The 24,721-nt window shown below is 63.2% G+C and carries 24 protein-coding genes; 16 read left to right on the top strand and 8 right to left on the bottom strand.

Annotated features, from left to right (window positions below; translation table 11 throughout):
- Nucleotides 1-23: 23 nt before the first annotated feature.
- The 9 genes from O0880_RS12455 (at nt 24) to O0880_RS12415 (ending at nt 9,762) form a co-directional block, all read left to right on the top strand.
- Nucleotides 24-779 carry a hypothetical protein gene (locus tag O0880_RS12455; protein ID WP_289886724.1) on the top strand — a complete coding sequence of 252 codons (756 nt, stop codon included), beginning with the start codon at nt 24-26 and terminating at the stop codon, nt 777-779.
- Nucleotides 776-2,017, top strand: a complete 1,242-nt coding sequence (locus tag O0880_RS12450) for a phosphatidylserine decarboxylase (protein ID WP_289886723.1) — start codon at nt 776-778, stop codon at nt 2,015-2,017. Before O0880_RS12455 ends, O0880_RS12450 begins: the two co-directional genes overlap by 4 nt.
- A gap of 270 nt (nt 2,018-2,287) precedes the next feature.
- Nucleotides 2,288-2,518, top strand: a complete 231-nt coding sequence (locus O0880_RS12445) for a hypothetical protein (RefSeq protein WP_289886722.1) — start codon at nt 2,288-2,290, stop codon at nt 2,516-2,518.
- A gap of 23 nt (nt 2,519-2,541) precedes the next feature.
- A complete protein-coding gene (locus tag O0880_RS12440; protein WP_289886721.1) occupies nt 2,542-2,853 on the top strand; it encodes a hypothetical protein in 312 nt (103 codons plus the stop codon).
- 1 nt (nt 2,854) lies between these two features.
- Nucleotides 2,855-4,222 (top strand): HlyD family secretion protein, encoded by a 1,368-nt coding sequence (locus O0880_RS12435; RefSeq protein WP_289886720.1) that lies wholly within the window; start codon nt 2,855-2,857, stop codon nt 4,220-4,222.
- 26 nt (nt 4,223-4,248) lie between these two features.
- Entirely contained in the window at nt 4,249-4,878 is a 630-nt protein-coding gene (locus tag O0880_RS12430) for a hypothetical protein (protein ID WP_289886719.1), read from the top strand.
- A complete protein-coding gene (locus tag O0880_RS12425; RefSeq protein ID WP_289886718.1) occupies nt 4,878-6,461 on the top strand; it encodes a hypothetical protein in 1,584 nt (527 codons plus the stop codon). Before O0880_RS12430 ends, O0880_RS12425 begins: the two co-directional genes overlap by 1 nt.
- Before the next feature lie 299 nt (nt 6,462-6,760).
- Nucleotides 6,761-6,928, top strand: coding sequence for a hypothetical protein (locus tag O0880_RS12420; RefSeq protein WP_289886717.1), 168 nt, complete (start codon nt 6,761-6,763; stop codon nt 6,926-6,928).
- 890 nt (nt 6,929-7,818) lie between these two features.
- Nucleotides 7,819-9,762 (top strand): cytochrome c/FTR1 family iron permease, encoded by a 1,944-nt coding sequence (locus tag O0880_RS12415; protein ID WP_289886716.1) that lies wholly within the window; start codon nt 7,819-7,821, stop codon nt 9,760-9,762.
- A 76-nt stretch (nt 9,763-9,838) separates the two neighbouring features.
- On the opposite strand, the gene O0880_RS12410 is transcribed toward O0880_RS12415, so the two are convergent.
- On the bottom strand, nt 9,839-11,701 hold the full coding sequence (locus O0880_RS12410; RefSeq protein WP_289886715.1) for an amidohydrolase: 1,863 nt from the start codon (nt 11,699-11,701) through the stop codon (nt 9,839-9,841).
- Between the two features lie 380 nt (nt 11,702-12,081).
- Between O0880_RS12410 and O0880_RS12405 the strand changes: the two genes are divergently transcribed.
- Nucleotides 12,082-12,219: a hypothetical protein gene (locus O0880_RS12405; protein WP_289886714.1), complete on the top strand. Its 138-nt coding sequence runs from the start codon at nt 12,082-12,084 to the stop codon at nt 12,217-12,219.
- A 108-nt stretch (nt 12,220-12,327) separates the two neighbouring features.
- Here the strand turns inward: O0880_RS12405 and O0880_RS12400 are convergent, their stop codons facing one another.
- The 5 genes from O0880_RS12400 to O0880_RS12380 all read right to left on the bottom strand — a co-directional run bounded on the left by O0880_RS12400 (nt 12,328) and on the right by O0880_RS12380 (nt 16,054).
- Nucleotides 12,328-12,459, bottom strand: a complete 132-nt coding sequence (locus O0880_RS12400) for a hypothetical protein (protein WP_289886713.1) — start codon at nt 12,457-12,459, stop codon at nt 12,328-12,330.
- A 77-nt stretch (nt 12,460-12,536) separates the two neighbouring features.
- Nucleotides 12,537-13,742 carry a hypothetical protein gene (locus tag O0880_RS12395; protein ID WP_289886712.1) on the bottom strand — a complete coding sequence of 402 codons (1,206 nt, stop codon included), beginning with the start codon at nt 13,740-13,742 and terminating at the stop codon, nt 12,537-12,539.
- Between the two features lie 67 nt (nt 13,743-13,809).
- A complete protein-coding gene (locus O0880_RS12390) occupies nt 13,810-14,181 on the bottom strand; it encodes a gamma-glutamylcyclotransferase family protein (protein ID WP_071323610.1) in 372 nt (123 codons plus the stop codon).
- A gap of 38 nt (nt 14,182-14,219) precedes the next feature.
- Nucleotides 14,220-14,990, bottom strand: coding sequence for a LytTR family DNA-binding domain-containing protein (locus O0880_RS12385; protein WP_289886711.1), 771 nt, complete (start codon nt 14,988-14,990; stop codon nt 14,220-14,222).
- Nucleotides 14,987-16,054, bottom strand: coding sequence for a histidine kinase (locus tag O0880_RS12380; RefSeq protein WP_289886710.1), 1,068 nt, complete (start codon nt 16,052-16,054; stop codon nt 14,987-14,989). Before O0880_RS12380 ends, O0880_RS12385 begins: the two co-directional genes overlap by 4 nt.
- A 137-nt stretch (nt 16,055-16,191) precedes the next feature.
- Here O0880_RS12380 and O0880_RS12375 point away from each other — a divergent pair, with 137 nt between their 5' ends.
- Together O0880_RS12375 and O0880_RS12370 are read left to right on the top strand one after the other, a co-directional pair.
- On the top strand, nt 16,192-17,043 hold the full coding sequence (locus O0880_RS12375; protein ID WP_289886709.1) for a DUF2306 domain-containing protein: 852 nt from the start codon (nt 16,192-16,194) through the stop codon (nt 17,041-17,043).
- A 62-nt stretch (nt 17,044-17,105) separates the two neighbouring features.
- Nucleotides 17,106-17,753 (top strand): hypothetical protein, encoded by a 648-nt coding sequence (locus O0880_RS12370; RefSeq protein WP_289886708.1) that lies wholly within the window; start codon nt 17,106-17,108, stop codon nt 17,751-17,753.
- 7 nt (nt 17,754-17,760) lie between these two features.
- Here the strand turns inward: O0880_RS12370 and O0880_RS12365 are convergent, their stop codons facing one another.
- On the bottom strand, nt 17,761-19,266 hold the full coding sequence (locus tag O0880_RS12365; protein WP_289887353.1) for an anion permease: 1,506 nt from the start codon (nt 19,264-19,266) through the stop codon (nt 17,761-17,763).
- Between the two features lie 302 nt (nt 19,267-19,568).
- Here O0880_RS12365 and O0880_RS12360 point away from each other — a divergent pair, with 302 nt between their 5' ends.
- The 4 genes from O0880_RS12360 to O0880_RS12345 all read left to right on the top strand — a co-directional run bounded on the left by O0880_RS12360 (nt 19,569) and on the right by O0880_RS12345 (nt 22,801).
- The gene (locus tag O0880_RS12360; RefSeq protein WP_289886707.1) at nt 19,569-20,693 is read left to right on the top strand and encodes an acyltransferase; all 1,125 of its coding nucleotides are present in this window, start codon (nt 19,569-19,571) and stop codon (nt 20,691-20,693) included.
- 3 nt (nt 20,694-20,696) lie between these two features.
- Nucleotides 20,697-20,906: a cysteine-rich CWC family protein gene (locus O0880_RS12355; protein ID WP_083411792.1), complete on the top strand. Its 210-nt coding sequence runs from the start codon at nt 20,697-20,699 to the stop codon at nt 20,904-20,906.
- A 56-nt stretch (nt 20,907-20,962) separates the two neighbouring features.
- Nucleotides 20,963-21,763, top strand: a complete 801-nt coding sequence (gene tssA / locus O0880_RS12350) for a type VI secretion system protein TssA (RefSeq protein WP_289886706.1) — start codon at nt 20,963-20,965, stop codon at nt 21,761-21,763.
- Between the two features lie 264 nt (nt 21,764-22,027).
- On the top strand, nt 22,028-22,801 hold the full coding sequence (locus O0880_RS12345; RefSeq protein ID WP_071323603.1) for a ferredoxin--NADP reductase: 774 nt from the start codon (nt 22,028-22,030) through the stop codon (nt 22,799-22,801).
- A gap of 74 nt (nt 22,802-22,875) precedes the next feature.
- Here O0880_RS12345 and O0880_RS12340 read toward each other — a convergent pair whose 3' ends face one another.
- Nucleotides 22,876-24,540 (bottom strand): phosphoethanolamine transferase, encoded by a 1,665-nt coding sequence (locus O0880_RS12340; protein WP_289886705.1) that lies wholly within the window; start codon nt 24,538-24,540, stop codon nt 22,876-22,878.
- Nucleotides 24,541-24,721 lie beyond the last annotated feature (181 nt).

Below are 24,721 nucleotides of genomic sequence, written 5' to 3'. Positions count from 1 at the left end.
TGAAAATTATGCGGAAGGATAAAGTGACCCTCCCCCACGCATGGCATCCTGGAGCGGCGGCACGTGCCCGCTCTCTTATCGGATCGGCAAGCTGGCGTTCCCCCCGGCCTGCACGCGATCTGCTCCTGCTATTTTGCTTTTCCTGGCTGGCAACCTTGCTGCCGCTGCTGCCACACCAGGTACCGACCCTGTGGCTATGGGGAGCGCTCAGTGGCGCGTGTCTGGTAACGACATCCTGGCTGCTCTTTCACCTGCATCGGCGGCGCAGTGCCATCTGGTCCCTGCTCGGGTGTAGCGCCTTGATCAGTATTGCCAGCCTGGGCGACTTTTGGCGCGTGTCGCCTGTTTTCCTGTTGTCGCAGTGCCGTAGCGCCATGCAGGAAGCATTCCTCACCGGCATATGGCGGCATATCGAATTTCATTTCCAATGGTTCCCCATCACGACTGTCGCGATGCTGCTGTGGATATGCCTGGGTTTTCATGCCGTCGCAGTACCAGAGCAAGGCTCCGTTGCGGCCGGCACAGGATGGTGGCTGCGCATCCGGCGCGGCATGCGGGCGCAGATCTTGCCGCGCCTGGCGTATTGCTTGCTGATGCTGTTTTGCATGGCGATGGCGATGAGCGGATTTGAATCGCTTGGTATCGTCGTGCAGAAAAATTTGAGTGCGGATGGGTTTGTCTGCGCAATGTTGTGCGGTATGTCCTTGTATCACCTTGTATTGACTGTGTATGTGTATTTCTCTGCTCACCGATATGTAAATTTCTCACTTGAAAGATGATTGAAATTATGGAACAGATAAATCAAGACGCCAAATCAAAAAACCCATTGGTTGGAATGTTTCCCGATGGCGTATATCCGGCGCATACAGCTGAAATGAAAAAGATCATGGATGAGTTGCGGGTGATCGTACGCAATCCAGTGGTCGAAGCGGCTTACAACACCGCCATTGCCAACCTGGATCCATTCATCATGGAACTGGGCATGCAACAGGAAAACCCTTGGACCAATACCACGGTGGATGATTTCGTCGGCTATTTCGACAAATGGTTTACCTTCCTGCCGCAGCCAGACAGCGGCCTGGGTTTCATTGTTCCATTGACCTTTTTCTATGTGAATAATCCACAGGCATTCTATTTCATGAACAGGTTGCAAAGCAAAAGCGGTCATGCGGAAGAATACTCGAGGGAGATATTCAACTGGTCGGTCAAATTCATCAAGGAGCGCGGCCATTTCATGGACTCGCCTGCCTCCATCAATCAGGATTATCTGAAGGAATGGATGGCGACGTTTCCGAACAGGGACTTCATCATTCCTGCAGGCGGCTTCAAGACTTTCAATGAATTCTTTACCCGTCGCCTGAATATCAGTGCCGCCTACAATCCCCGTCCTGTTTCCGATCCCGAGGATAATTCCATACTGGTGGCTTCAGGCGATACCGAAATCAACTTCATCGAATCGAACCTCACGCTCAAGACTTCCCTGCCGGTCAAGACGCGGGAATTGAATGTAACGCAATTGCTGAATAATTCCAAATTTGCCAGGCATTTCGTGGGCGGCACCGCCCTTTCCTGCGTATTGATGCCGACCAGTTACCACCATTACCATGCGCCGGTCAGCGGCAATATCGTGGAAGGCATGGAAGTTCCGGGTATCTACAACGGCATCATGGATGGCGAGCACTGGTTCGGCGAAGGCAATATCGGCGAAAGCGATACCGACTTCAGCATTTTTGAAGACTTCCACCGTGCCTATTTCATCATCGAAACGACGGATTACGGCTACGTGGCAGTGGTGCCGGTCGGACTGAACACCATCAGCGCGATACATCCATCGGTGGTGAGCGACACCTACGTGCGTCCGGGCGGCACCCCCGTCAAGATCAAGAAAGGCGAGGAACTCGGTTATTTTGCTTATGGCGGATCGCTCAATATCCTGCTGTTTCAACCTGGCGTGCTCGATTGTATTTCCGTCTTGCAGGGACAGCGCATAGGCAGCATGTCGAAGGTGAAAAAATAGGCTCCGCTTCTCCCCTCGCAGTGTAGCGGCCTGCGCGCGATCCCCGGTGTCACCAGCCTGTGCGCAGTCGCGGTTGCGCGCGCAGGCTGCGTCGCCGGTGGGCGGGGCTGTTGATGCAAGTCATTGCCTTTCATTGTGAACTTTGCAACAATCATTCAAGCGCGCTCATCTTTACACTGCCGAAGTGTCAGTTGCGCCTGACCTGATCCAGTCTTTGCCATCCGTGTCGCCCGATCTTTCCCTGGTTTCGATTACAAATGGAAATATGCGATGAGCCTTCCCGCCGGAACCAAGTGCATCTGCTGCGGCAACGTCAAGTTGCTCGTTGACAGGCAATCTCATCCGGCCGAGCTGGCCTTGCTCGGCAAAAAAATGCTGACCGCCTATCTCGACGTCGCGATCTGCACAGAATGCGGTTTCATCCATCGCTTCGTCCCCACCCATCTTCTTCCGCTGCTGTCAGAGCAACTGGCGCAAGGTGCACCGGAGCAGCACACCTAACCCCTCCCTGAAAGAGCCGAGCCATGTTCAGTTACAGAAGGAAGATCCGTGCGGCATGTGAAACGACGATCTGGGGCGCTGCCGATTCGCCGCCCGACGCTCATCGCGGCTGCAGCGCCACCCTGTGCGTGCAGGTGGAAGAAATCGGCGAGGACGTGACCTTGCTCATCTTCGAGCGCAGCTGGTTTTTCTGGGTGCGGCGGCGCTGCCTGCGGCTGCGGTCCGGCGACGTGTATGCGCTCGACCTGGACCGTGTGCTGAGCGTCAGGGCAGCGACTGCCAAGACCGGCGACAGCAGCGTGAACTGCTCCATTCTTTCTTCTGCGCGAGGCTGACATGAGGCCAGGAAAAATTCGTTCGCTGTCGGTACGGCCCTACAAGTCGGCCGACCTCGCCTTTGCCACGCCTGGCATTCTCGGGCGGCAAGGAAACCAGACATTGCTGGGCGCGGCGGTCGCGTCCAGCGCTGCGCTGCTCGAATCGATACAGCAGCGGCTACACGAGCGCGTTGCCGGCGGCGACCGCAAAGGCAGCTTGGTGGCAACGGCGCAATCGCTTGAGCAGGATTTGGCGTGCGCCGCGCTGTTCGTGCAGGTCAACGGCAAGCTGGGCGCGGAAATCGACCAGGCGATCGCGAAGCACCGCTCCCTGTACCTGCAAAATTTCGCGGACTCCGCCGCCATCGGCCCTATCCTGCGCGCCAACAATGCGGCGCGCCAGCAGGACACGCTCGATTTGCAGCAGCGGGTGGAAACACGCTACCAGGCGCTGCGCCAGTCGTATGCGGCCAGCCATGCCGCCGTGGTGACGTCGACCACCTCCGAAAGCCGGCACGCCGGTGACGTGGCGCCCGTCACCAAGACCTATTCCGCACCCCTGCAGGTGCAGACGGAGAGCTACAAGATCACGATCGGCGGCGGCGGCCTGCCCGCCGCGATGGTGCATACGGTCGATCCGGTGGTCGCCAACCCCAAGGTATTCAAGAATGGCGCGTTCCAGCCCATTAGCGAGGAGCTGGCCGTCGACATGAATGCCGGCGGCAGCTACACGGGTACCCGCGGCGTGCTGACCCAGGTGAGCGAAACGCTGCAAAAGCCCGTGCTGACGACAACCGAGATGCCCAGCCACGCCTACCCCAGCGCGGACGAGGACATCGGCTCGCGCTCGGCACTGGTCGACCTGGCGGCGGGCCGCAAGGATCTCGAGGTGGAAAGCCTGCAACTGCTGCATTTCGAATCGATCGTCGATGCCGAGGATGAAGCGCTGGTGCTCGACGTGCGCCTGCGCCAGCTGGCCTTTCTCGACACCTTCCTGGTAGCCCCGTTCGCCGGCCGGATCACGGCCATCTTCAAGGATGTGGGCGAATTCGTCCAGGCCGGTGAACCGGTGCTGCGCATTGAAAGCGACGAGCGGCTGCGGCTGGTCGGCCTGATCCAGTTCAAGGGCCTGGTCGGTGTCGGCGACCAGGTGGCTCTCAAGGTGCGCAATATTTTTGAAGGCGGCGATGAGCTGCGCATGGCTGGCAGCATCGTGTCGGTACGGGGGCATGACGCCGATGACGATGAATGGGATCTGATCATCGATATCGAGAACTGTTCGGGGCAGCAGCTGTCGCACCCGGACGGCAGCGTGGAAACCATCCACCTGCCGCTGAACGTGCAGTTCGACCGCTTCGAAACCGAGATCGCCCTGGGCAGGCCGTAATGGCAACGCCGTTTCCATCCGTCGTGGTGCATGACGCTGTTGCGGACCGGCACCCGCAAGCGCTGTCCTTCCGCTGGGATCCCGTGGCGGACGCCAGCGGCTATGTCAGCGAACTGGAAGGTTCGGAGGGCAGGCACACGCTCAACAGCGTCGAAGCCGCCGCGGCCTTTACCGGCCTGGTGCCGAATCGACGCTATCTTTTCCAGGTCACGGCCCTGCTCGGCGCGGCCAGCACCGACCCTGCGCCCGCCTTTCTCACCAGCACGACCCTGCCCGAACCGCCGGCTCCCGTGGTCGTGCCCATGCCGGGCATGCTTTCCGCGACGTCCATCCACTGGGACTGGAGCGCGCTGGCCGCGGATCGTGCCGTGACGATCACAGTGCGCATCCTGCGCGATGACGGCGGCAATACGGCGGCCATCAGCGAGAACCCGGCGGAGACAGGCAACGTCGTCGACTGGGCCGCCAACAGCGGCATCCGCTATCGGCTGGAACTGTCATGCCCGATGCCGCACGCGCCTGCCGGCGTCAACCGGAGCCTGAGCGCGCCGGTTCATGCCGTGCTGGCGCCCGGTAGCGGCGCCGAAACCGTGGGCGGTTCGCCCCTGCCGCATCACATGGCGATCCAGCTGTTACGCATGCGCGGTGGTGTGTGATGACCGGGAAAAACGGGAATCGCGACGCTGCAACGCCCTCGCCCGGGAAAAAGGCGGAACCGAAGGCCGAGAAGAACCGTGTCGACCCGGGCGAGCGGCACGACAAGCCGGGCAAGGGCGATTCCAGGGCCAGCCAGGACCGCGCACGCAACGAACGCAGCGTCAAGGAGGCGCAGCAACGCGGCAGCGAGCGGCGCCAGTCGGCACGCGTCGCCTCGGATAAAGCTGCGCGCGCGGGCCAGGCGCAAGGCGCAGGCTCGCAACGGCTGGCGAGGGAATCGGCCGATGCGAAAGCGGCCAGGCCGGCGGAAAAACGCGCGGCTGCCACGCCCGAAAAGCACGGCGCGTCGTCCAGTCCCGGTGGACAATCGAAAAAACAGCGCGAGACGAGCAATCCTGAGCGGCAAAAGCAGCTGGAGCTGGAACGCCTGGCAAAGGACCCGTCGATCACCGACCAGTCGGTGCAGGAGCGCATCGGCGGCAAGGTGCGCTCCAGCAATGGCACATCGGCCCATGGCAACAGCCTGCGGCTTGTCTTCCACAGCGACGATACCGGCCGTTCCGCCGTCTTGACGGAGTCGAACGGCCGGGGCTGGGTGCACACCTCGGCGCGCACCTCGAATGGCGGACGGATCAGCGGCTACGAAAAAACCGAGCTCCATGGCCATGTCGTTCGCCATGAAAGTTTGAAAGGCTTTGATGGCAGTTTCAAGATGGAATTCTGGACCCGCGAAAGGGACTCCCGGACGGTGGAGGCGCCGGGGAGGCTGTCGTTTCAGCGGTCGGAAAAGAGCGTCAGCCACGGACGCGCCCACGCCACGGTCGACAAGCCCAAGGCCGGCGGCCTGCCCGAGAAGAACCTCATGCCGCGCCCCGAACGCGGCGCGGACGGCAAAGCGGCTCCGGGGACGCAGCGGCACGAACGGGCGCCGCAGCTGCGCGAGCACGACGGCATGGCTGCCCATGCCGGCAAGTCCCTGGCGCACGCGAGCGCTACGGGCGTAGCCGAACCGGGTCCATGGGAAAGCCTGATTCCCGTCTGGGGCAGCGGCAGGCAAGCCATTCATGATTTTCAGCAAGGCCATTATGGCTGGGGCACTTTCAACGGCTTGCTTGCCGTGTCCGACCTGTTCCTCGTCAGCACCCTCGGCAAGGGCCTGGTCAAGGGTGGCTTCCGGCTGGGATTCAAAGCCAATTCACAGACATGGAATGCGGCGCGCAAGTGGTACGGCAAGTATTACAGCCGCTTTTCACCGTTGCCCAAGTACACCCAGGTGCACCATGTTTTCCTCCATCGCGGCACCAAATACCGGTGGCTGCCGGATGCGATCGAGAACGCAGTCAAGAATCACCCCTTGAACCTGAAACCCATACTCGCCACTCAACAATACAGCAGCCAGGCACTGCATACCTATATTCATCATGGCAGCAATCCGCTCAAGCGCTGGTGGCTCGGGTATCCGGGCTGGGCCAAGGCCGGCGGCGTGAACATCCCCGGTCACCTGAGCGGACAGGCGCGCAACCGCGAGCGCGGGCGCGGGCAAACCCACGACGCGGAGCAGCCATCCATCTGGCTGCCTTGAAAACGCCAGGAAGATACGCTTGCACACGGCATGCATGCCGGACTGATGGACATTCACGCTGCCGTGCTGGCGGTGGACCAGATCATTGTCGGCCGCCTCCGGGATTTCCCGCGTTTTCCACTACTGCCGGCAAGGTGGATGCTGTCATTATCCCCAAACCCGAACTCAGGTCAGATTCACGACGTGATCGGAGTTTCCGACATCGATCAGCCTCATTCCCACCTTGCCGTACGCACCGGTCGAGCCGATCTTTATGCCAGACGATCGTCGCGCAATTAGGCTCTCTGCTGCAACAGGCCATGCTTGCACCACTGGTGGCCGCTGAAACAGTGGCCGCGTTGCAGATAGTCGGCTCCGTCGATGCGCAGCAGATTCTGGAAAAATATCGCTCAGAGGACATCAGCCGGCTGCCACATCGGGCGGCGTTGGCCGTTGAACAGGTGTTGCAAGCTGGCGCACCACCGTAGCGGCGACTTTTCCATCTGCGCCACCCAGTGTCCACGCCGGATTGCCGTGAAAAGAGAATATGCCAAACGTTATTGTCGCCATCGACGAAAAAAAGCAGGCGCAAAGCTGATATCTGTTCCGTTATTGGATGCCGCCTCGGCTCAGGAAAGTAAGCACCCATGCAAGCAATAGCACCATTCGACCGCTTGCGGCTGTACTGACTTTAAGCGCTAGCGCACCGCGTTTTGCATGCAGGCGGCTTACCTCAATAGCAAGCGCCGCGTTGGTGTTTTCAGATGCGATACGCCAAAGGCAATTACCCGAATTGGCGTATGCATTTTCATGGCCCAAATAATCATTACCGGCTGTATATCGTCATTAAACAGGCGTGGTCGCTGGACACGCGGCACTTTGATGCAGCATTTCCGCCGCGGTCGGCCAACACCGCTACAGGCGCGCCTCCTGCTTGCATATCTCTCTCGCACCTGCTGCGATGATACGGCTACAGGCGTTCCACATCTTTGCCGCCGCAACTCTCATCAGGACTCGACAAGCGCGCGTGGCTTCTTTGCCTCTATAGAAATCGCCATGCCAGCGATTGCCGTTCTCATCATGACATCCCATATTGAATGGGACATTTCTTGAGAATGCGTCATTCAAAATACTGTATGTATTTTTGAATAACGGAGAAATCCCCCTGCGTATTGCGCACATTATCTTTCAAAAAGGATACAAAAAACTCATCAACTTGTCCTGTATGAGACTTGTCTTGATGCGTGCCAGGCCTAATTGACAAATAGAATCTGCTCTTTCAAGTCAATAATCGGACGCCCCAACCCCGTGCGCGCGTTGACACCCCGCAGTAGCTGTCCTATAGTCGCCGGGTTAACAAGAAATGAGAATGAGAATCATGTTCATCAAAATGAAGAAACGGCTCGTTTGCCATCTCCTGATGGCAGCCGCCCTGCTGCTGGCTGGCGGCGCGCAGGCGCAAGCGACCGGGCAGGACACGGGGGCCAAGCAGCTGTGGCAATTGATCGACTATGTTGCCGTCGATTACAGCGGCGCCGTCGAGCACGGCAAGGTGGTGAGCGAGGCGGAGTACGCGGAAATGCTCGATTTTACCGACAACGCGACGACGCAGATCGCCGCCCTGCCCGCCCACGCCTCGAAAGCGACCATTGCCGCCGCCATCGCCGACCTGCGCAAAGCCGTCGTCGCCAAGGCGGATGGCGCGGAAGTCAAGCGCCTGGCGCACCACGCGAACGGCTTGCTGATCGCCGCCTATCCGATTCCCGTGGCGCCGAAAGTGCTGCCCAACCTGGCGCGCGGCGCCGCCCTGTATGCGGCCCAGTGCGCCTCTTGCCACGGCGTGGCCGGCGGCGGCGACGGTCCGCTGGCGGCCAGCCTGGAGCCGAAACCGATCGCCTTCACGGATGGCGAACGGGCGCAGTCGCGCAGCCTGATGGCGCTGTACCAGGTCATCTCGCAAGGCGTGGCCGGCACCTCGATGGCCAGCTTTGGCCAGCTGTCCGAAGACGAGCGCTGGGACCTGGCCTTCTATATCGGCGGCATGTCGCACGATGCGGCGGCAGGCGCGCGCGGCGAAACACTGTGGCAGGACGATCCGCGCAGCAAAAAACTGTACGCGGACCTGGCCGCCGTGACGACGCTGACGCAGGAAGCGGCGGCCGCCAAGCTGGGCGCGGACGAGGCGCAAGCCTTGACGGCGTATCTGCGCCGCCATCCGGACAAGGCCGAGGCGCACAAGCCGGCCGGCCTGGCCCTGTCGCGTTTGCGCCTGGCCGAAAGCCTGGCCGCCATGCACGCGGGCGACCGCGCGGGCGCCACCCGCCTGGGCCTGTCCGCCTACCTGGACGGCTTCGAGCCGATCGAACCGATGGTCGGCGCGCGCAACAAATCGCTGCTGCTGGCCGTGGAAAACGCCATGCTGGTTTACCGCTCCGCCGTGGCCAAGGGCACGGTGGCCGATGCCGACGCGGCCGGCGAAAAGCTGCAGCAACTGTTTACCCACGTGGAAGCGGAACTGGGCGACGCCAAGGCCGATCCGATGACGACCTTTGTCGGTGCCCTGACGATCTTGCTGCGCGAAGGCGTGGAAGCGTTGCTGATCGTGATCGGCATCATCGCCTTCCTGCGCAAGGCCAAGCGCAACGACGTGCTGCCCTACGTGCATGCGGGCTGGGCCAGCGCGCTGGTGGCGGGCGGCCTGACGTGGGTGGCGGCAACGTATCTGGTGACCATCAGCGGCGCCAGCCGCGAAGTGAGCGAAGGCCTCGGGTCCGTGTTTGCGGCCCTGGTCTTGCTCAGCGTGGGCTTGTGGATGCACCAGAAGAGTAGCGCCGGACGCTGGCAGGAATACCTGCACGAGAAACTCACGGCAGCCATGTCGCGGCGCTCCGCCTGGGGCCTGTTCGCGCTGGCCTTCATCGCCGTCTACCGCGAAGTCTTTGAAACCGTGCTGTTCTATTCCGCCCTGGCGGCGGACGGCAATGGCGGCGCCCTGCTGGGCGGCTTCCTGGTGGCCATCGTGCTGCTGGTCGTGATCGCCTGGGCCTTGCTGCGCACCAGCGCGCGCATGCCTATCGGCAAATTCTTCTCGTGGACGTCCGCCTTCGTGGCCGTGCTGGCCGTGATCCTGATGGGCAAAGGCGTGGCCGCGCTGCAGGAAGCGGGCTGGGTCGGCGTGAGCCCCGTCGATTTCATCCGCGTCGATCTGCTGGGCATCCTGCCGACCCTGGAAACCTTGCTGGCGCAAGCGGCCATCCTGGCCATCATCGTCGCCGGCTATGGCTGGAACCGTTTCTCGGCAGGCAAGCACAAGCTGGCCTGAGCCGGTAACGTCCCGCGGTAACTAACAGCCCCCGATAGCTGCCGGCAGCTATCGGGGGCTGTTGCATTGCGGCGGCTTATCGCGCAATGTTGCCTGGCGCATTGCCGTGGCGATGCACTCTGACTCCTGCCAGCCAGGTCTCCTCCACCACGATGTCGCGCAGCTTGCGCACCGTCTCGTCCAGCGGGTCTTGCGCAAGGATCACCAGGTCAGCCCGCTTGCCGGCTTCCAGCGAACCCACCAGATGATCCATGTGGCAATGCCAGGCGGCATCGAGCGTGACGGCGCGCAAGGCCGCCATGCGGCTCAGGCACTCGCCCGGATTCAGCACGTCCTTCCCCGACGTCGCTTCCATGGTGCGGAACACCGCCTGCTCCATCATGCGCAAGGGCCCCAGCGGCGAGACGAAATGGTCCGAGTGCAAGCTGATGTGCATACCCGCTTGCACCGCCGAATGGCAGCGGTCCAGCAACTGGGCCCCCTCCCGGCCAAAAATGGTGCTCTGGAACGAGTACCCCCAATAGCCGACGTGGCCGATGAGGAAACTGGGGTTCAATTGCAGTTCCGCCATTTTATTGATGGCTACATCATTCAGCAGCGATGCGTGCTCGACGCGCAGGCGCAGCTTGCGCCGCTTTTGCGCTTCCTCTTCGCTGATGCCGCCCGGCTGCGCCGTCAATACCTGCTGGTAGCTGTCCAGCACATATTCCACCGCCTTGTCGCCGTTGGCGTGGACCAGCACGGGCCAGCCCTGCCCCACCGCCTTGCCCAGCATGCTTGTAAACAAGGATGTCTGGGGGTAATTGCTCAAGCCGGTGTCGGGCACGCCAGGTATCGAATGTTCATGCGAGCAGGCATAAGGCTGGTTCTGGTAACCGGTCAAGCCCTGGTTGGAGCCATCGGCAATCAGCTTGATCGCCTTGATGCTGAAACGCTGGTCGCCGTGGCTGTCAAGGTCCGGCTTGTAATGCTGCAGCCACTTGTCCAGCGCTGCGGCTTCGGGTTTGGTAAACAGCGCGGCGCCGATGCGCACGGGACCGAGATGGGCCGCCAGCTTGAGCAGGCCGATCTCCAGCTGCGGCTGCTCGGTGGCGCCCAGGCCGGCGTCGAAGACGGTGGTAAAGCCCATGGCGGAGGCATTCTCCAGCACCTGCTTCAGGCTAGCAATAAATTCCGGCAGCTTGGGCTGCGGCGCGGCCAGCAGCGCTTCGGCGATCTTGATCTCGGTCAGCACGCCGGAAGGGTTGTCCTGGATGTTCGCCGCGTTCAGCGCAGCGGTATTCAGATAGGCAAGGTGGCCGGAAGAGTTCATCAGCAGGATAGGCACCGTGCTGCTCAACGGGTCCAGCTGGCTGGCGGTGATGTCTTCCCAAGGCTGCATCAGCGAAGGATCGACGCCAAAACCGAGCAGCCAGGGATTGCCTTTCTTGTCTTTCTGGAGCTTTTCCGGCTGCGCCAGCGCGCTGAGTATCTGCTGGCGGATGCTCTGGAAACTGTATTCCGGATTCAACTCCTGTTGCCGGGGTGCCTGTTGGAAAGGCGTCAGCGACAGCCAACTCTTGTACAGCGCGCTGGGCAGCACGTGCATGTGGGCTTCGACGAAGCCTGGCAGCAAGGTACGGCCATGCAGGTCCGTCTCGTCCGGCTGGTGCGTCTGCATGGCCTGGCGCACTTCGTGCAGCGTGCCTGTAGCGATGATGGTGCCGCCGGCGATGCCCAGGGCATCCACCTGCTCGCTGCCGCCCGTGGCCAAGGTATGGATGACGCCGTTATAAAAGATCACGGCTTGCGGCCCCAGCTTCCCGCCGTGCGGCGCATATGCTTGTTGAAACGCGGCATCCAGTTCGCCGCTGAGTGCGCTTTCCGTCAGCAGGCCGCTGGTCAGCGTTGGCAGGTGAGGCAGGTTGCAGCAGGCGCAACCGAGGTGGTCATGGCTCATGCAGATTCCTATCAGAAGTAATTGATTTAAATCAATGAAGTCATCCTTAATTCTGCATCGAATATACCCAACAACAGAATATCGGGAGAACGGCATGTTTTTACCGGCTCGCCGGCTGCCAGTAACTGCCATACAGCATAGCGAATTGAAAATCCAAAAGACTCAAACATTGTCACTTGAATGTAAAAGTCTGCATGTGTTTTTCAGAAACCCTGCAATATATTTATTCTCCGCGATAGCTCATCATTCAATTTACCGATAGACAATAGACAGATATTTATCATCGCGTGACAATTGAATAGTAATATTTTATAAATTTTAATGATATTCATTCTTGACGCGAAGACGCGCGCGGTGGCGGGTGGCCCGGGCAATACCGTATGGGTATCGGCGGCGATGGCGAAGCGGATTCGCATCGCGCGGTATTGCTGGTGCAGACCCCGGCGATAAAACGCAAGTTGGTGGAGCACTATTACACGCAGGACCGCTCGACGTCCTTTTGCCGCCTGAAGAATTAAGCAATACACGAGAACTTATTGCAAAACCGCAAAGGACATAAGCAGTCGCCATGCAAAACGGCGCACGGCGCCGCTTATGGGCAGCACAGTGGACAGCACAGTGCGCAATCATTTATTGGTGGTCGGCGGAATTTTCTTTTTAGAAATCAAGCGGCTGCGGGAAAATGCCGCCGGCGTTCTTTGAAACGCCGGCGCATTCGACTCGATGGTTTGCTGCGCCTGTCTACCCTTGGCTTTCACGCCCTGTTCCCGGCGTTGAAAATCCGGTCTGCGCCTGACGCGCGCGCCAAGGTCTGCGCCGGAAGCGGCAGCTGGCCTCAGCCCACGGTCAGGTGGAACAGCGCCGTGGCAGAGCCGTGGGAAGCTTGCAGCGTGAACGGGCCATCCGCAAAGTAGGCCCTGACGCTGAAGCCGCTCATCCGGTTCAGGGTGCTCATGCCGTTGGCGTCGGTAAAGGTGATGGAGGACATGCCGCCACCCGGCTCCGTCTGCAGCGCCATCTCGCGCGGATGGGATGGTGACGACCAGCTGATCTGCTGTCCGTCAAGGGGCACGCCGTCCGGCCCCTTGAGCTGCACCGTCAGCGCCGCGAAGTTTGCCGCCGCGCTGCGTCCGGCGCCATGGATGCGCGCCTGCGTCTGTCCATCTCCCGCGTGCACGGCCAGGCTTGCGCCGGCAATGGGCGCGGGCGGCGGCGCGGACGGCGCCACGGTGAGCGAAAAAGTTGCCGTCGATGAATTATCGGCGCCGGCGACGATCGTGAAGGCCCCTTCCGCGTAGTAGCAAGCCAGGCCGTGGCTGCCAGACCTGTCGAGGGTGGCGATGCCATTCGCATCGGTGGTCAGCAGGGCCCCCTCCGAATTCGAGCTCATCTGAATGGCCATGCCCTCCGGCTTGACGCCCCCCCTGAAATAGACGTTCGCCCTGGGTACCGGCTGCCCCGACGCGTCGGTGAGCTTGACTTGCAGCGTGCCAAAGACGGCTTTGCCGCCGGGCACCGCGAAACCCGCGCGCGCCACGCTCTGGTGATCGCCGGATAGCACGCTCAGCGCGAGCGCGGGCGGCGCCAGCCCGGCGACCGTCTGCTTGAATGCGGCGCTCGCCCCATCGCATGCCGCTGTGACGCCGAAGCCGCCATCGGCATAGTAGGCGAAGACGGCGTTCCCGCCCATTCTGTCGAGGACGGCCACCCCATCGGCTCCCGTGACGGTGACGCTGCCAGCGCCCCCGCCCGGCTCTGTCTGCACGGCCATGGACGCCGGCTGCCCGGACGCGCTCCAGCTGACCTGACGGCCCGCAAGCGGCACGCCGCCGGAAGACACCCGGACGGAAAGCGGCGCGAAAGTCGCGACTGCATTGCCGGCTGCCGTAACCAGCCTGTACTGGTTTTGATTGTTGCCCGATAAAATCTCTATGGTTGCGTTCGACATATTTCCTTGTAGGCGTTGAGCGATGCGATAGGGAAAGAGAAGCCGCCTGCATTGCACGTCCGCCATGCAGGCTGGAAAGGGTTTGCCGGCCATGTTAACGGGATTCCCTGCATGAAAATACACGCATTGTCACACCGTAAATAGCGAGCGAAGGAAGCGGTCAGGGCGGCGCGTCGCGCGCATCCACGTAAGCCCACGCTTGCCTGCCCGATGCCAGGGTGACGCGCGCGCGCCGGTAGGCGGCCACCTCGTAGCCGTCCGCCTGGCGCAATTCCTCCGGCGAAACTGCCAGCACGGCGCCGGGCACGCAATCCGTCGGTTCGCCGCTGCGCGAGGCGATCGGATGATGCGTCTTGCCGCTGGTGGCCACCACCTGCGCATCGTCGATGGCCAGCAGCGCCAGGCGGTAGCCCGGCAGCTGGTCGGGCTGGCTGTCGAGCAGGCGTCCGAAGGTGGCCAGCTGCACATCGGCCTGCTGCAAGGTGCCGTAGGAAAACAGGTGTTCCGTCATTGCCGCTGGAATAATTGCCATTTGCCGCTCCTTGTATAGGTAGTTGTCCGTGAATGCAATCACATCTGCCGGAAATGCTGCAGGTAGCTGCGGCTGACGGGCAGGGTTTCGTCGCTGCCGCGCAAGTGCAGCTGCGCCGTTTCATTCATGCCCCGCGTGACAGCACCGACATGCGCGAGGTTGACGATGACGGCGCGGTGCGTCTGCACGAAACGGTTTGGGTCCAGCTGCTGCATCAGCTCCTTGATGCTGGTGCGTATCAGGGCTTCGCCCTCCTCCCACGCCACCAGCGTGTATTTCTCTTCGGCGCGCAGATAGCGCACTTGCTCAACGGGAATCAGGCGCACGCTGTTGCCCACCGATGCCCGGATCCAGTGCAGCCAGGCAGGCGCCGCGGCGCGCTGCCCCAGGCGGCTGGCCAGCTGGTCCAGCATGGCGTCCAGTGCGCCGCCATCGGCCAGCCGGGTGGCGAGCCGGCCTTGCAGCCGCTGCACCGTGTCGGCCAGGCGCGCCGGGTCGACGGGCTTCACCAGGTAGTCGACGGCGCCCTGCTCGAACGCCTGCAGCGCATACTGGTCGTACGCCGTGACGAACACCAGCTGGGCGCGGCGGGCCAGCGCGCGCGCCGTAGCGATGCCGTCCAGGCCAGGCATGCGGATGTCGAGAAAGACAATGTCGGGTTGATGCAGCTCAAACAGTTCGAGCGCTTCGGCGCCGTTGCGCGCATCGCCGATCACGGTCAGGGCCGGCCACAGGGCGGCCAGATGGCTGCGCAGGCGCTCGCGCAGCAGCGGTTCATCGTCGGCGATCAGCGCGGAAATAGTGTTCAATGCCTGCCTCCAGAAAAATGCAGTTCGGCGCGCACGCCATGCGGGGCGACCGCGTGCAGTTCCAGCCGGGCATGGGCGCCGTACACGGCCTGCAGGCGGCTGCGCACATTGCTCAAGCCGGTGCCGGGCTGCGCCGTCGGCGCCATGCCCACGCCCGTATCGCTGACCCAGACGCAGCTCGCGCCGCCAGCCGCGTCCACCGTCGCGCCGACGGCGATGCGCCCGCCCGCCACGCCGGGATCGATGCCGTGGCGCACGGCGTTTTCCACCAGGGTCAGCAGCGCCATCGGCGGAAAGCGCAGGCTGGCCGCCTGCGCGACGTGGGCCACGTCGAACTGCAGGCGGTCCGGCATGCGCACCCGCATCAGTTCCAGGTAGGCGCGCACCAGCTGCAATTCCTGCTCCAGCGTGGCGCCGGCGTCGTTCAGGCGCGGCATGGCGGCGCGCAGATAGGCGATCAGGTGGCGCAGCACGGGGCCCGCATTCGGCGAGCCGGACGCCACCAGCGCTTCCACATTGGCCAGGGTGTTGAACAGGAAATGCGGCTCGATCTGCGCCTGCAAGAGACGCAGGCGCGCATCCAGCAGTTCCCGCTCCAGGGTGTTTTTCTCCAGTTCGACCTGCAGGCGGTCGGCCCGTTCGCGCTCGCGCCGTTCGCTGCGCATGGCCAGCAGGGAAAACAGCACGCCGAAGACGACAGCGAGCAAGACCATCAGGAAGTGGCCGACGAGGGTTTGCGTTTGCGCAAGATAGGCAAAGAACTGGCCCCGCTGCGTGGCCAGCGCCGTGACCAGGGCGGCCACGGGCGCCATCAGCACCACGGCGCCCAGGCGCGCGGCCGCCAGCGACAGCCAGCGCGGACGCAAGGCCCCCGCCGCCGAGTACGCCAGCAGCAGCACCGCACCGATAAAGCCGATGCGGCCAAACACGCCCAGGTACGAAGTGCCGCTGAGCAGATGCAGCAGCCACGACAGCAGCAAGGTGAAGACCGTCACGACGAGCGCCTGCCGCGCGGTCGGCAGGAACGCTGGGGCGCGGCGGACGGTGACAGGCGCGGGCATCATGGCGCCACGATACGCGGGAAGCGGCCGCCATTCAAGTCCTGAAAACCGCCGTTCGTCGCACCGTCGCCGCCTGTTCGCGCCCGCCAGGCAGGCGGCCGCCTATGCTGATGGCTGCACACCCTGTCAGGAGAGACCCCATGCCATCCGCAACTTCCACCGCCATGCCCTGCCCCTCGCCGTTCCAGGCCACGGCCGGAACATGGAGCACCACGGCGCTGTCCGCCTCCGCCGCCTTCTGGTTCCTCGCCACCGTCATCGGCCAGCTGGTGTTTGCCGCCTACATCGTGGCCCTGTACGGCGGCCATGCCGCGCGTGGCCACTTCCAGGGCTGGAACACGGTCATGACGCATGGCCACGTACCCGGCGACGGCATCGGCAACCTGGCCACCGGCGTGCACCTGCTGCTGGCGGCCGTCATCATGCTGGGCGGCGCGCTGCAGCTGGTGCCGCAGGTCCGCCGCCGCGCGCCCCGCCTGCACCGCTGGAACGGCCGCATATATCTGGCCGGCGCCGTGCTGGCCGCCGTGTCGGGACTGTACATGCTGTGGTGGCGCGGCGCCGTGGGCGACATGGTGCAGCATCTCGGCATCAGCCTCAATGCCGTGCTGGTGCTGCTGTTCGCGGGCCTCGCGCTGAAAAACGCGGTGCGGCGCGACATCGCGGCGCACCGCCGCTGGGCGCTGCGCCTGTTCCTGGCGGTGAGCGGCGTGTGGTTTTTCCGCGTGGGACTGATGTTCTGGCTGGCCGTCAACGGCGGCCCGGCCGGTTTCGACCCGGCCACCTTCACTGGACCGGCCCTCGGCATCCTCGCCTTTGCCCAGTATCTGCTGCCGCTGGCCGTGCTGGAAGCCTATCTGCGCTGCCGCGATGGCGGCGGCCCGATGCTGCGCCTGGGCATGGCGGCCGTGCTGGCGCTGCTGACGGTGGCGATGGGCGCGGGCATCGCCGTGGCGGCGATCGGCATGTGGCTGCCGCGCATGCACGGCTGAACGGACCGCCGTAGCCCGCAGCCGCTATCATGCCGGAATCTTTATGACAGGAAAGTAAGGCGATGACCTCAATCTCTGAACGCTTGCAGGAACTGGGATATAGCGACAGCCAGGCGCACGCCCTGGCGCAGGCGGCGCAACGCGAGGACCATGGGCCCTTGCTGCGGCACTTGCTGCTGCGCGGCCTGTGGTCCGACGTCGTCGATGAAAGCCAGCCGCAGCCGCAGTGGCTCGAGCGCTGGCGCGACCTGGGCGAGTCGGGCTTTCCCTTCATTAACTCCCCGGCCCTGCAGCGCCTGCTGGACGCCGGTGTCGATGTGCACGACCTGACGGACGTCGTGCGTTCCGCGCAGGTGTTGACGATCTACAATGTGGCCCAGCTGATCGACGACCCTTGCCGCGACCTCGGCTACGACGTCGAGGACGCGCCCGACCTGCAGCTGGCGTATCTGGCCGACGCCGGCGCGCCGCAGCGGCCCGGCAGCCTGCACGACGCACTGGAAGAGCTGGACCCGGCGGGCCGCCACGGCCAGCCCCGTTCTCTGGAACTGCGCCGGTTCGGCGCCTTGCCACCAGCGCTGCAAGAGGAAATCCGTGGCTTGCTGGCGCAAAAAGCCTGGTCGCAAACGGCCGTCCTGTGGCAGCGCGCCGTCGGCGGCGAGCTGGCGCACTGCCTGGCTGCGATGCAGAGCCTGGCGCGCCAGCTGTAGCTGCGCCTTACCAGTAGCCGAGCAGCTTCCACCACGTGGTGCCGACGATGGCAAAGATCAGCAGTTCCAGCACGCACATGATGAAGCCGACGCGCCACCAGTTGCCCATCGTCACGAAACCACTGCCGAAGATGATGGGCGACGTACCCGTCGCATAGTGGGTCAGGGTCATCATGATGGCCGAGCCGGCCGTCATCATCAGCATGAAGGGCACGTGGTATGCGGCCGGGATCAGGTGCAGGCCGACGGTCAGGAAGGCCAGCAGCATGGCGCTGATGTGGGCCGTGGTGCTGGCAAAGAAGTAATGCGAAAACACAAACACCAGCACGAGCACGGCCGCGATCGGCAGCCAGTCCATGCCGCTGGCGACGATGGCCGCCTTCATGCCGGCCGAGAACCAGGCGATCACGCCCGTCTTGTTCAGTTGCTCGGCCATCATCACCAGGGCGCCGAACCACACCAGGGTGTCCCAGGCGCTCTTTTCCGACAGCACGTCGTCCCAGTCGATGGTGCCGGTAATAATCAGCACGAACAGGCCGACGAAGGCGACCACCGTCGCATCGAGCGAAAACGCGGGACCGAACAGCATGGCGGGCACGTTGGCCCACAACAGCAGCAGCAAACCGAAGGTGCCCAGCATGACTTTTTCCGACGGCGACAGCGGGCCCATGCTTTTCAATTCCGCCTTTGCATAGGTGACGGCGTCCGGCGTCGCCTTCAGTTCCGGCGGCGACAGCCAGTAAATGACCAGCGGCATCACCAGCAGGCACGCGAGGCCCGGCAGCAGCATGCACAGGGCCCAGGTGGTCCAGCTCAGGTGAAAGGTCTGGCCGCTGGCCTTGGCGACGAAGTCGACCACCAGCGGGTTCGGCGCCGTGGCCGTCAGGAACATGGCCGAGGTTATCGGGTTGGCGTGGTAGTTGACGAGGGCCAGGTAGGTGCCGACCTTCTTTTCCGTGCCCTTGGCCGGATCCGAGTCGAAGGCGTTGGCGATCGATTTCATGACGGGGTGGACGATGCCGCCGCCGCGCGCCGTGTTACTCGGCGTAAAAGGCGCCAGCACCAGTTCGCAGATGGCCAGGCCATAACCGATGCCCATGGTGCGCTTGCCCAGCAGCGAGATGAACAGCAGGCCGATGCGGCTGCCCAGCCCCGTCTTTTTCAGGCCGCGCGAAATCAGGATGGCCACGACGATCAGCCAGATCAGGGGATTCGAAAAACTGCTGAGCGCATCCGTGATGGCGCCCTTGGACGAGGTCGACGTCACCTGCGACAGCGAAACGATGACGATGGCCATCATCGCCATCACGCCGATGGGCATGACTTTTAAAATGATCGCCAGGATGGTGGTGAGGAAGATCGCCACCAGGCCCCAGGCCTTCGGCGTCAAGCCTTCCGGCGCCGGCAGCAATAACATGCCAACCAGCAAGGCAGTGCAAATCAGGGCCGGGACGAGCCGGAATGGGACGGCTTCCTTGAAATGCAGGAACATGTCGCGCACTGTCTTATACATCATCGTTACCTTTCACTGTGGGTCAGGCATCCTGGCAAGCGGCATCGTGCGCGCAGAGTCTCGGGCGGACGCGCGGGAAAAACGCGCCTTTGAAGATGACAGATGCCCAACAATTCTGTTCGGCAATATCATACACGCAAGACTTCACCGCCCCTTGCTCTGTAGCGCCATTGCCTGCCCACTATCTTGAAAATCGTTGACCTGTGAGCGACACGTGTCGCATAATTGCCCCCTCAGTCGCCAGCCGGCATAGGCCGCTGGCCGCGCGCGTACCCGCCACCCTCTTGCGACAAGGATGCACATTGAATACCCGGAACAGCCATATCGACGCCCTGCGCGGCGCCGCCATCCTGTGCGTGCTGGTGCTGCACTTCGCGCTGGCTTACGGCCTGAAGAACAGCCCGCTCGAAGCCTTGCCCGGCTGGCTGCTGCGCGCCGCCTATCAGGGCAATTATGGCGTGACGATGTTCTTCGTCATTTCCGGCTACCTGATCACGTCGACGTCGCTGCGCCGCTGGGGCGACCTGGCGCGCATCGACCTGGCCGCCTTCTATGTCTACCGCATCGCCCGCCTGCTGCCGTCGCTGCTGCTGGCCCTGTCCATCATCGTCATGCTGGGCACGCTGGACGTGCCCTTCTTCGCCAACTCGGACGGCGGCAAGGACTTGCCGGCCAGCTATTTCGTCATCGCCATCGCTTCCGTGCTGACCTTCTGGCACAACGTGCTGATGCAGAGCGCCGGCTATTTCAATTACTGCCTGAACGTGTACTGGTCGCTATCGGTCGAGGAAATGTTTTACTTGCTGCTGCCGCTGTCGTGCCGGCTCTTGCGCAAGCGGCACTGGATCCTGCTGCTGTGCGGCGCCGCCATCGTGGCCGGACCCACCTACCGCAGCCTGCACGCCGACAATGAAATTTACTTCATGTACGGCTATTTCGCCTGTTTCGACGCCATCGCCATCGGCTGCCTGACGGCCCTGCTGGCGCAATCCGTGCGCCTGCGACCACGCCAGGGCCAGCTGTTGCGCCTGCTGTCCGGCCTTGCCCTGGCGGCGCTGTATGTGCGCGGCATCGGCGGCCACGAAGTGTTTGGCTTTACCTGGATCGCCGTGGCCAGCGCCGCCTTCATCCTGGGCGGCACGACCGCACAGGCGGCCCGCCCGCCCCGGTTCGCGCCGCTGCAGTGGCTGGGACGCCACAGCTATGAACTGTATTTATTCCATATCATCGTGCTGGCCGGCATGCGCAACGTCGTCGACAAGGCGGGCCTCGCTTATGCGGAGCGCCTGCCATGGCTGCTGGTGTTCCTCGCCGCAACGGCGCTGGCGGCGGCCCTCGTCGCCCGCTACCTGTCCGAGCCGGCCAACGCCGCCATCCGCCGGCGCTTCCGGCGCAGCGCCACGGCCGCGCCTTCCTGCGTACCATAGGCGATGCAGGCCCCTTTAAAAGGCGTTCCCGCCCCGGAGCACCGTTGCCCCCTGTGCGGCGGCCCGAACGGCTGCGCACCGGCCCGGTCGGGCAGCTTTGCCACGCCCTGCTGGTGCCAGGCGCAGCCCATTGACGCGGCCGCGCGCGCCCGCGTGCCACCCGAACAACGGGGCAAGGCCTGCATCTGCCGGCGCTGCGGCATAAAAACATAGCACTTTGCCTTGTGGCAATGGCAAACTATGCTTTTTGCCATCCAGGCCAGGACGCCATGACTCCAGCACACACCAGCCGCGCGCACGCCTATTTCGAGGCGAACACGGGCTTTTCCTTCGAACAATTGATCGCTCCCCTCGATGCGTCCACTGCGGCCGCCGCTCCCGCCGGCGCCCCGCTGCGCGGCGGTCCCGTGTACCACGCCATCGAACAGGCGCGCCGGCACGATGATGCCAGCTTGCCGATGGGCGCCTGGGAGCATCAGCTCAGGCAGGCCGACTGGCAGCGCGTGGCCGGGCTGGCCGCGCACGCGCTGGCGCACGACAGCAAGGATCTGCAACTGGCGGCATGGCTGCTGCAGGCGCAAGTCCATCGCACGGGTGTCGACGCCCTCGCCCCCGGCTTCAGCCTGCTGCAGCAATTGTGCGCGCGGTACTGGCAGGCGCTGTACCCGGCCGACGACGAGCACCGCGCGACCATCTTCCGCAGGCTCAATGAAAAGCTGCTGCCAGACTTGCGCCTGCTGCCGCTCACTTCCGGCGAGCCCGCCTTTGCCCTTGCCGATTGGGAGCGGGCGCGGCGCCAGGAACAGCTGCGGCAGCATGGCGGCGAGCAAGTGGCTGTGGATGCGGGGCCGGACCTTGCCGGGCTCGCCGCTGCCGTGGCCGCCACGCCTGCGGCGTTCTATCTGGATCTGCAGGCGCGGCTGGACGAGGCACTGAGCAGCCTGGACGCGCTGGCTGGCTGCCTGGACGAGCGGTTTGACGAGGACAGCCCCAGCCTGAGCGCGCTGGCGGCCGCCCTGCAACAGATGCGCGACGTGGCCGCGGCGGCACTGCAGGCACGCGGCGCCTGACGGCCCGGCCCGGCGATACCTGGCCAGGCGAAAAAGTGAGCCAGGTCAAGAGAGCGCATGCCGGCCGCGTGTTTCCGGGCGAATTCCAGCCCCGCCTTGCCATTCGCACTATAATGTCGGCACCGCGTGCGGCAGCAATGGCGGCGATAGACGGTAACAATTTCGTGTGGACGCCAGTACAATAGCGTCTGGGCCTACACAGGGTTTCACTTTTGCCAGCAGTTGCCAGCAACTAACCATTTTTTTGACCAGCCAACAAACACTATGAGTTCGATGAATGAAGAGCGCGTATTAAGCGTGCACCACTGGACGGATACCCTGTTCTCCTTTACCACCACGCGCGACCCATCGCTGCGTTTCTCGAATGGCCATTTCACCATGATCGGCCTGCGCGTCGACGGTAAGCCATTGCTGCGCGCCTACAGTATCGCCAGCGCCAATTACGAAGACCACCTGGAATTTTTCAGCATCAAGGTCCCGGGCGGTCCATTGACGTCGCGCCTGCAGCACTTGCAAGTGGGCGACACCGTCATCGTCGGCCGCAAGCCGACGGGCACCCTGGTCTCCGATTACCTGCTGCCAGGCAAGCGCCTGTACATGCTGTCGACGGGCACCGGCCTGGCGCCTTTCCTCAGCATCGTGCGCGATCCGGACATCTACGAGCGCTTCGACCAGCTGATCCTCGTGCACGGCGTGCGCCAGGTCGATGAGCTGGCTTACCACGACCTGCTGGTCGAGCACCTGCCGAACCACGAGTTCCTCGGCGAAATGGTCAGCGACAAGCTGCGCTACTACCCGACCGTGACACGCGAAGACTTCCGCAACATGGGCCGCATCACCGAACTGATCGAAACCGGCAAGCTGTTCGAAGACCTGGGCGTGCCTGCGCTCAATCCCGCCGAAGACCGCGTGATGATCTGCGGCAGCTCGGACATGCTGCGCGACCTGAAAGACATGCTGGAAGAGCGTGGTTTCAAGGAAGGCAACACCTCGACGCCAGGCGACTTTGTTGTCGAGCGCGCATTCGCCGAAAAGTAATCAAGCATTACCCTTGGGGCCCGGCCCCGCCGCACTGCGCGGCGGCGCCGGGCCCTTGTCGTTTCAGCGCACCCTCAACGCAGGATGGCTTGCCGGCCCGCCGCCTGCGGCGGCACCGCGCCGCGCTGGTAGCGCACGCCGTTCATGAAGCGCGGCACGGGCGTGAAGGCGTTGCTGAGGATATCGTCGTGCGCCGCATAGTAGCGCGTCTCGATCTTCAGCAAGCCCAGCACGGTCGCATCGAGCTTGTCCGTCTGGTACGGCCGGCTTTCCAGCACGGCGCGCGCCACGTTCGACTGGCCCAGCTGCCGGTTGCTCCACATCAGCATCGGAATTTCATAGCCGCTCTTGTCCGACGCGGAATGGCCGGCGTGATTGCGGCTGTGACCGACTTCCTGGCCGTGGTCGGAGACGAACAGCAGCGAGGCGGCGCGGTCGGACTTGGCCAGGTCCGTCATGGCGATCAGATTGCCCAGCACATAGTCGCCATAGCGGATGGCGTTGTCGTATTCGTCGCGCTGGTTGCGTATCCACGCGGAGCGGCCCTGGCTGGCCATCTGCGCGCTGACGGTGTCGCGTTGCTTGTCGAAATGCGAAAAACGGCTGGGATAGCGCATGTCGTAGCTGGGATGGGCGCCCAGCAAGTGCACGACGATCAGCTTTTTCGGCGCCTCGTCGCGCAAGGCATGGCCAAATGGCTGGAACAGGTTGCCATCGAAATTGTTTTCGCCACGCCCGGTGCCGAAGTTGATGAAGTCGCTTTCGTCGGCCTCGCCAGCCAGCAAGCCTATCCAGCCATCGTTGCGCGCCTGGTTGGACACCCAGAATGTCTTGTAGCCGGCCGCCTCGGCCAGCATCAGCAGGTTCGGCTTGGCCATCCATGCGGTCGGATTGCCGATGTCGGCCGGCGTGAGCATCGTCATCATCGATTCCACCGTGCTCGAGGCCGGTGAAATCACGTCATTGAATACCAGCAACTGCGAGCGCATGGCGTCGAGCTGCGGCGTGGTGGCACGCGGGTAGCCATACAGCGACATCGAGGCGCGGTTCGTGCTTTCGCCGATCACCAGGATCACCGTGTGCGCATCCTCGCCCGCGTAGCGCACCTGCCAGTCCGGCGGCGACGCCATCTTCGTTGCCAGCGCGCGCTGCATGGCTTGCATAGCTTCGAGCTGGGCATCGTACTGCTGGTAGCGCAGCGGCCAGAACAGGAGCGGGTTTTCGCGGCGCATGGTGGTATTCACGTGCAGCAGCACCAGGAACACGCACATGAAGGCGGCAAAGCCCCGCTGCCATGGGCCCGGCACCATGGCGCGCATCCGCTGCCGGCGCTGCAGGCAGTGGTCGGCCAGCATGACGGCCGCCGTCACCGCACCAAACCAGCCGGCCGCCTGCAGCAGGGCCAGGCTGTTATGCTGGAAGAATTCCGCCGTTTCCGCTTGATCTGTCGCAAACATTGCCTGCAAAACCGCATTCGGATTGGGGCGCATGCCAAAATAGCCACGTAAAAAGCCCTTGATGGCGGCATCCAGATAAAACACGGGCAGCGCAATGCGCAACAGCAGCGTGATGGCGCCGTCGCTGCAGCCCCATGCGTTCAGCGCGCCACCCACGCCCAGCAGCAGCGCGGCCAGCAGGACGCCCAGCTTGGCGAATTCGTTCGCGCTTAACTGATCGAGGAGGAAGAACACGAACAGGCCAGCAATGCTGAGCAGGACACGGCAAAACAGGATCAGCATGGCGGCGATGGCTGGCTAGAGATAGATTGCAGGAATGACTACGGGCGACACGGCACCGTCCGCGTGGACGGGTGCGCGATTGTAGCGCAGCTTGTTGCGGTTTGTATCATCATTTCTTGCCGATAGCATCTGCGGCCCAAGGCAGCAAGCCCGGGGCCATGGCCGCGCTCCTGACAGAAAC

The organism is Janthinobacterium sp. SUN118 (assembly GCF_030397695.1).
Taxonomy (GTDB): Bacteria; Pseudomonadota; Gammaproteobacteria; order Burkholderiales; family Burkholderiaceae_D; genus Janthinobacterium.
The sequence above is the reverse complement of the archived record's forward strand: the minus strand, read 5'-3'. Positions and strand labels throughout refer to the sequence as shown.

Excerpts from the sequence above, each read along its gene's own strand:
- O0880_RS12415 (WP_289886716.1), top strand. The coding sequence starts at position 7,819 with ATGTTCATCAAAATGAAGAAACGGCTCGTTTGCCATCTCCTGATGGCA.
- O0880_RS12365 (WP_289887353.1), bottom strand. The coding sequence starts at position 19,266 with ATGTATAAGACAGTGCGCGACATGTTCCTGCATTTCAAGGAAGCCGTC.
- O0880_RS12420 (WP_289886717.1), top strand. The coding sequence starts at position 6,761 with ATGCTTGCACCACTGGTGGCCGCTGAAACAGTGGCCGCGTTGCAGATA.
- O0880_RS12450 (WP_289886723.1), top strand. The coding sequence starts at position 776 with ATGATTGAAATTATGGAACAGATAAATCAAGACGCCAAATCAAAAAAC.
- O0880_RS12445 (WP_289886722.1), top strand. The coding sequence starts at position 2,288 with ATGAGCCTTCCCGCCGGAACCAAGTGCATCTGCTGCGGCAACGTCAAG.
- O0880_RS12375 (WP_289886709.1), top strand. The coding sequence starts at position 16,192 with ATGCCATCCGCAACTTCCACCGCCATGCCCTGCCCCTCGCCGTTCCAG.
- O0880_RS12435 (WP_289886720.1), top strand. The coding sequence starts at position 2,855 with ATGAGGCCAGGAAAAATTCGTTCGCTGTCGGTACGGCCCTACAAGTCG.
- O0880_RS12380 (WP_289886710.1), bottom strand. The coding sequence starts at position 16,054 with ATGATGCCCGCGCCTGTCACCGTCCGCCGCGCCCCAGCGTTCCTGCCG.
- O0880_RS12340 (WP_289886705.1), bottom strand. The coding sequence starts at position 24,540 with ATGCTGATCCTGTTTTGCCGTGTCCTGCTCAGCATTGCTGGCCTGTTC.
- O0880_RS12405 (WP_289886714.1), top strand. The coding sequence starts at position 12,082 with ATGGGTATCGGCGGCGATGGCGAAGCGGATTCGCATCGCGCGGTATTG.
- O0880_RS12355 (WP_083411792.1), top strand. The coding sequence starts at position 20,697 with ATGCAGGCCCCTTTAAAAGGCGTTCCCGCCCCGGAGCACCGTTGCCCC.
- tssA (WP_289886706.1), top strand. The coding sequence starts at position 20,963 with ATGACTCCAGCACACACCAGCCGCGCGCACGCCTATTTCGAGGCGAAC.
- O0880_RS12395 (WP_289886712.1), bottom strand. The coding sequence starts at position 13,742 with ATGGCCGGCAAACCCTTTCCAGCCTGCATGGCGGACGTGCAATGCAGG.
- O0880_RS12370 (WP_289886708.1), top strand. The coding sequence starts at position 17,106 with ATGACCTCAATCTCTGAACGCTTGCAGGAACTGGGATATAGCGACAGC.
- O0880_RS12425 (WP_289886718.1), top strand. The coding sequence starts at position 4,878 with ATGACCGGGAAAAACGGGAATCGCGACGCTGCAACGCCCTCGCCCGGG.
- O0880_RS12410 (WP_289886715.1), bottom strand. The coding sequence starts at position 11,701 with ATGAGCCATGACCACCTCGGTTGCGCCTGCTGCAACCTGCCTCACCTG.
- O0880_RS12440 (WP_289886721.1), top strand. The coding sequence starts at position 2,542 with ATGTTCAGTTACAGAAGGAAGATCCGTGCGGCATGTGAAACGACGATC.
- O0880_RS12345 (WP_071323603.1), top strand. The coding sequence starts at position 22,028 with ATGAGTTCGATGAATGAAGAGCGCGTATTAAGCGTGCACCACTGGACG.
- O0880_RS12390 (WP_071323610.1), bottom strand. The coding sequence starts at position 14,181 with ATGGCAATTATTCCAGCGGCAATGACGGAACACCTGTTTTCCTACGGC.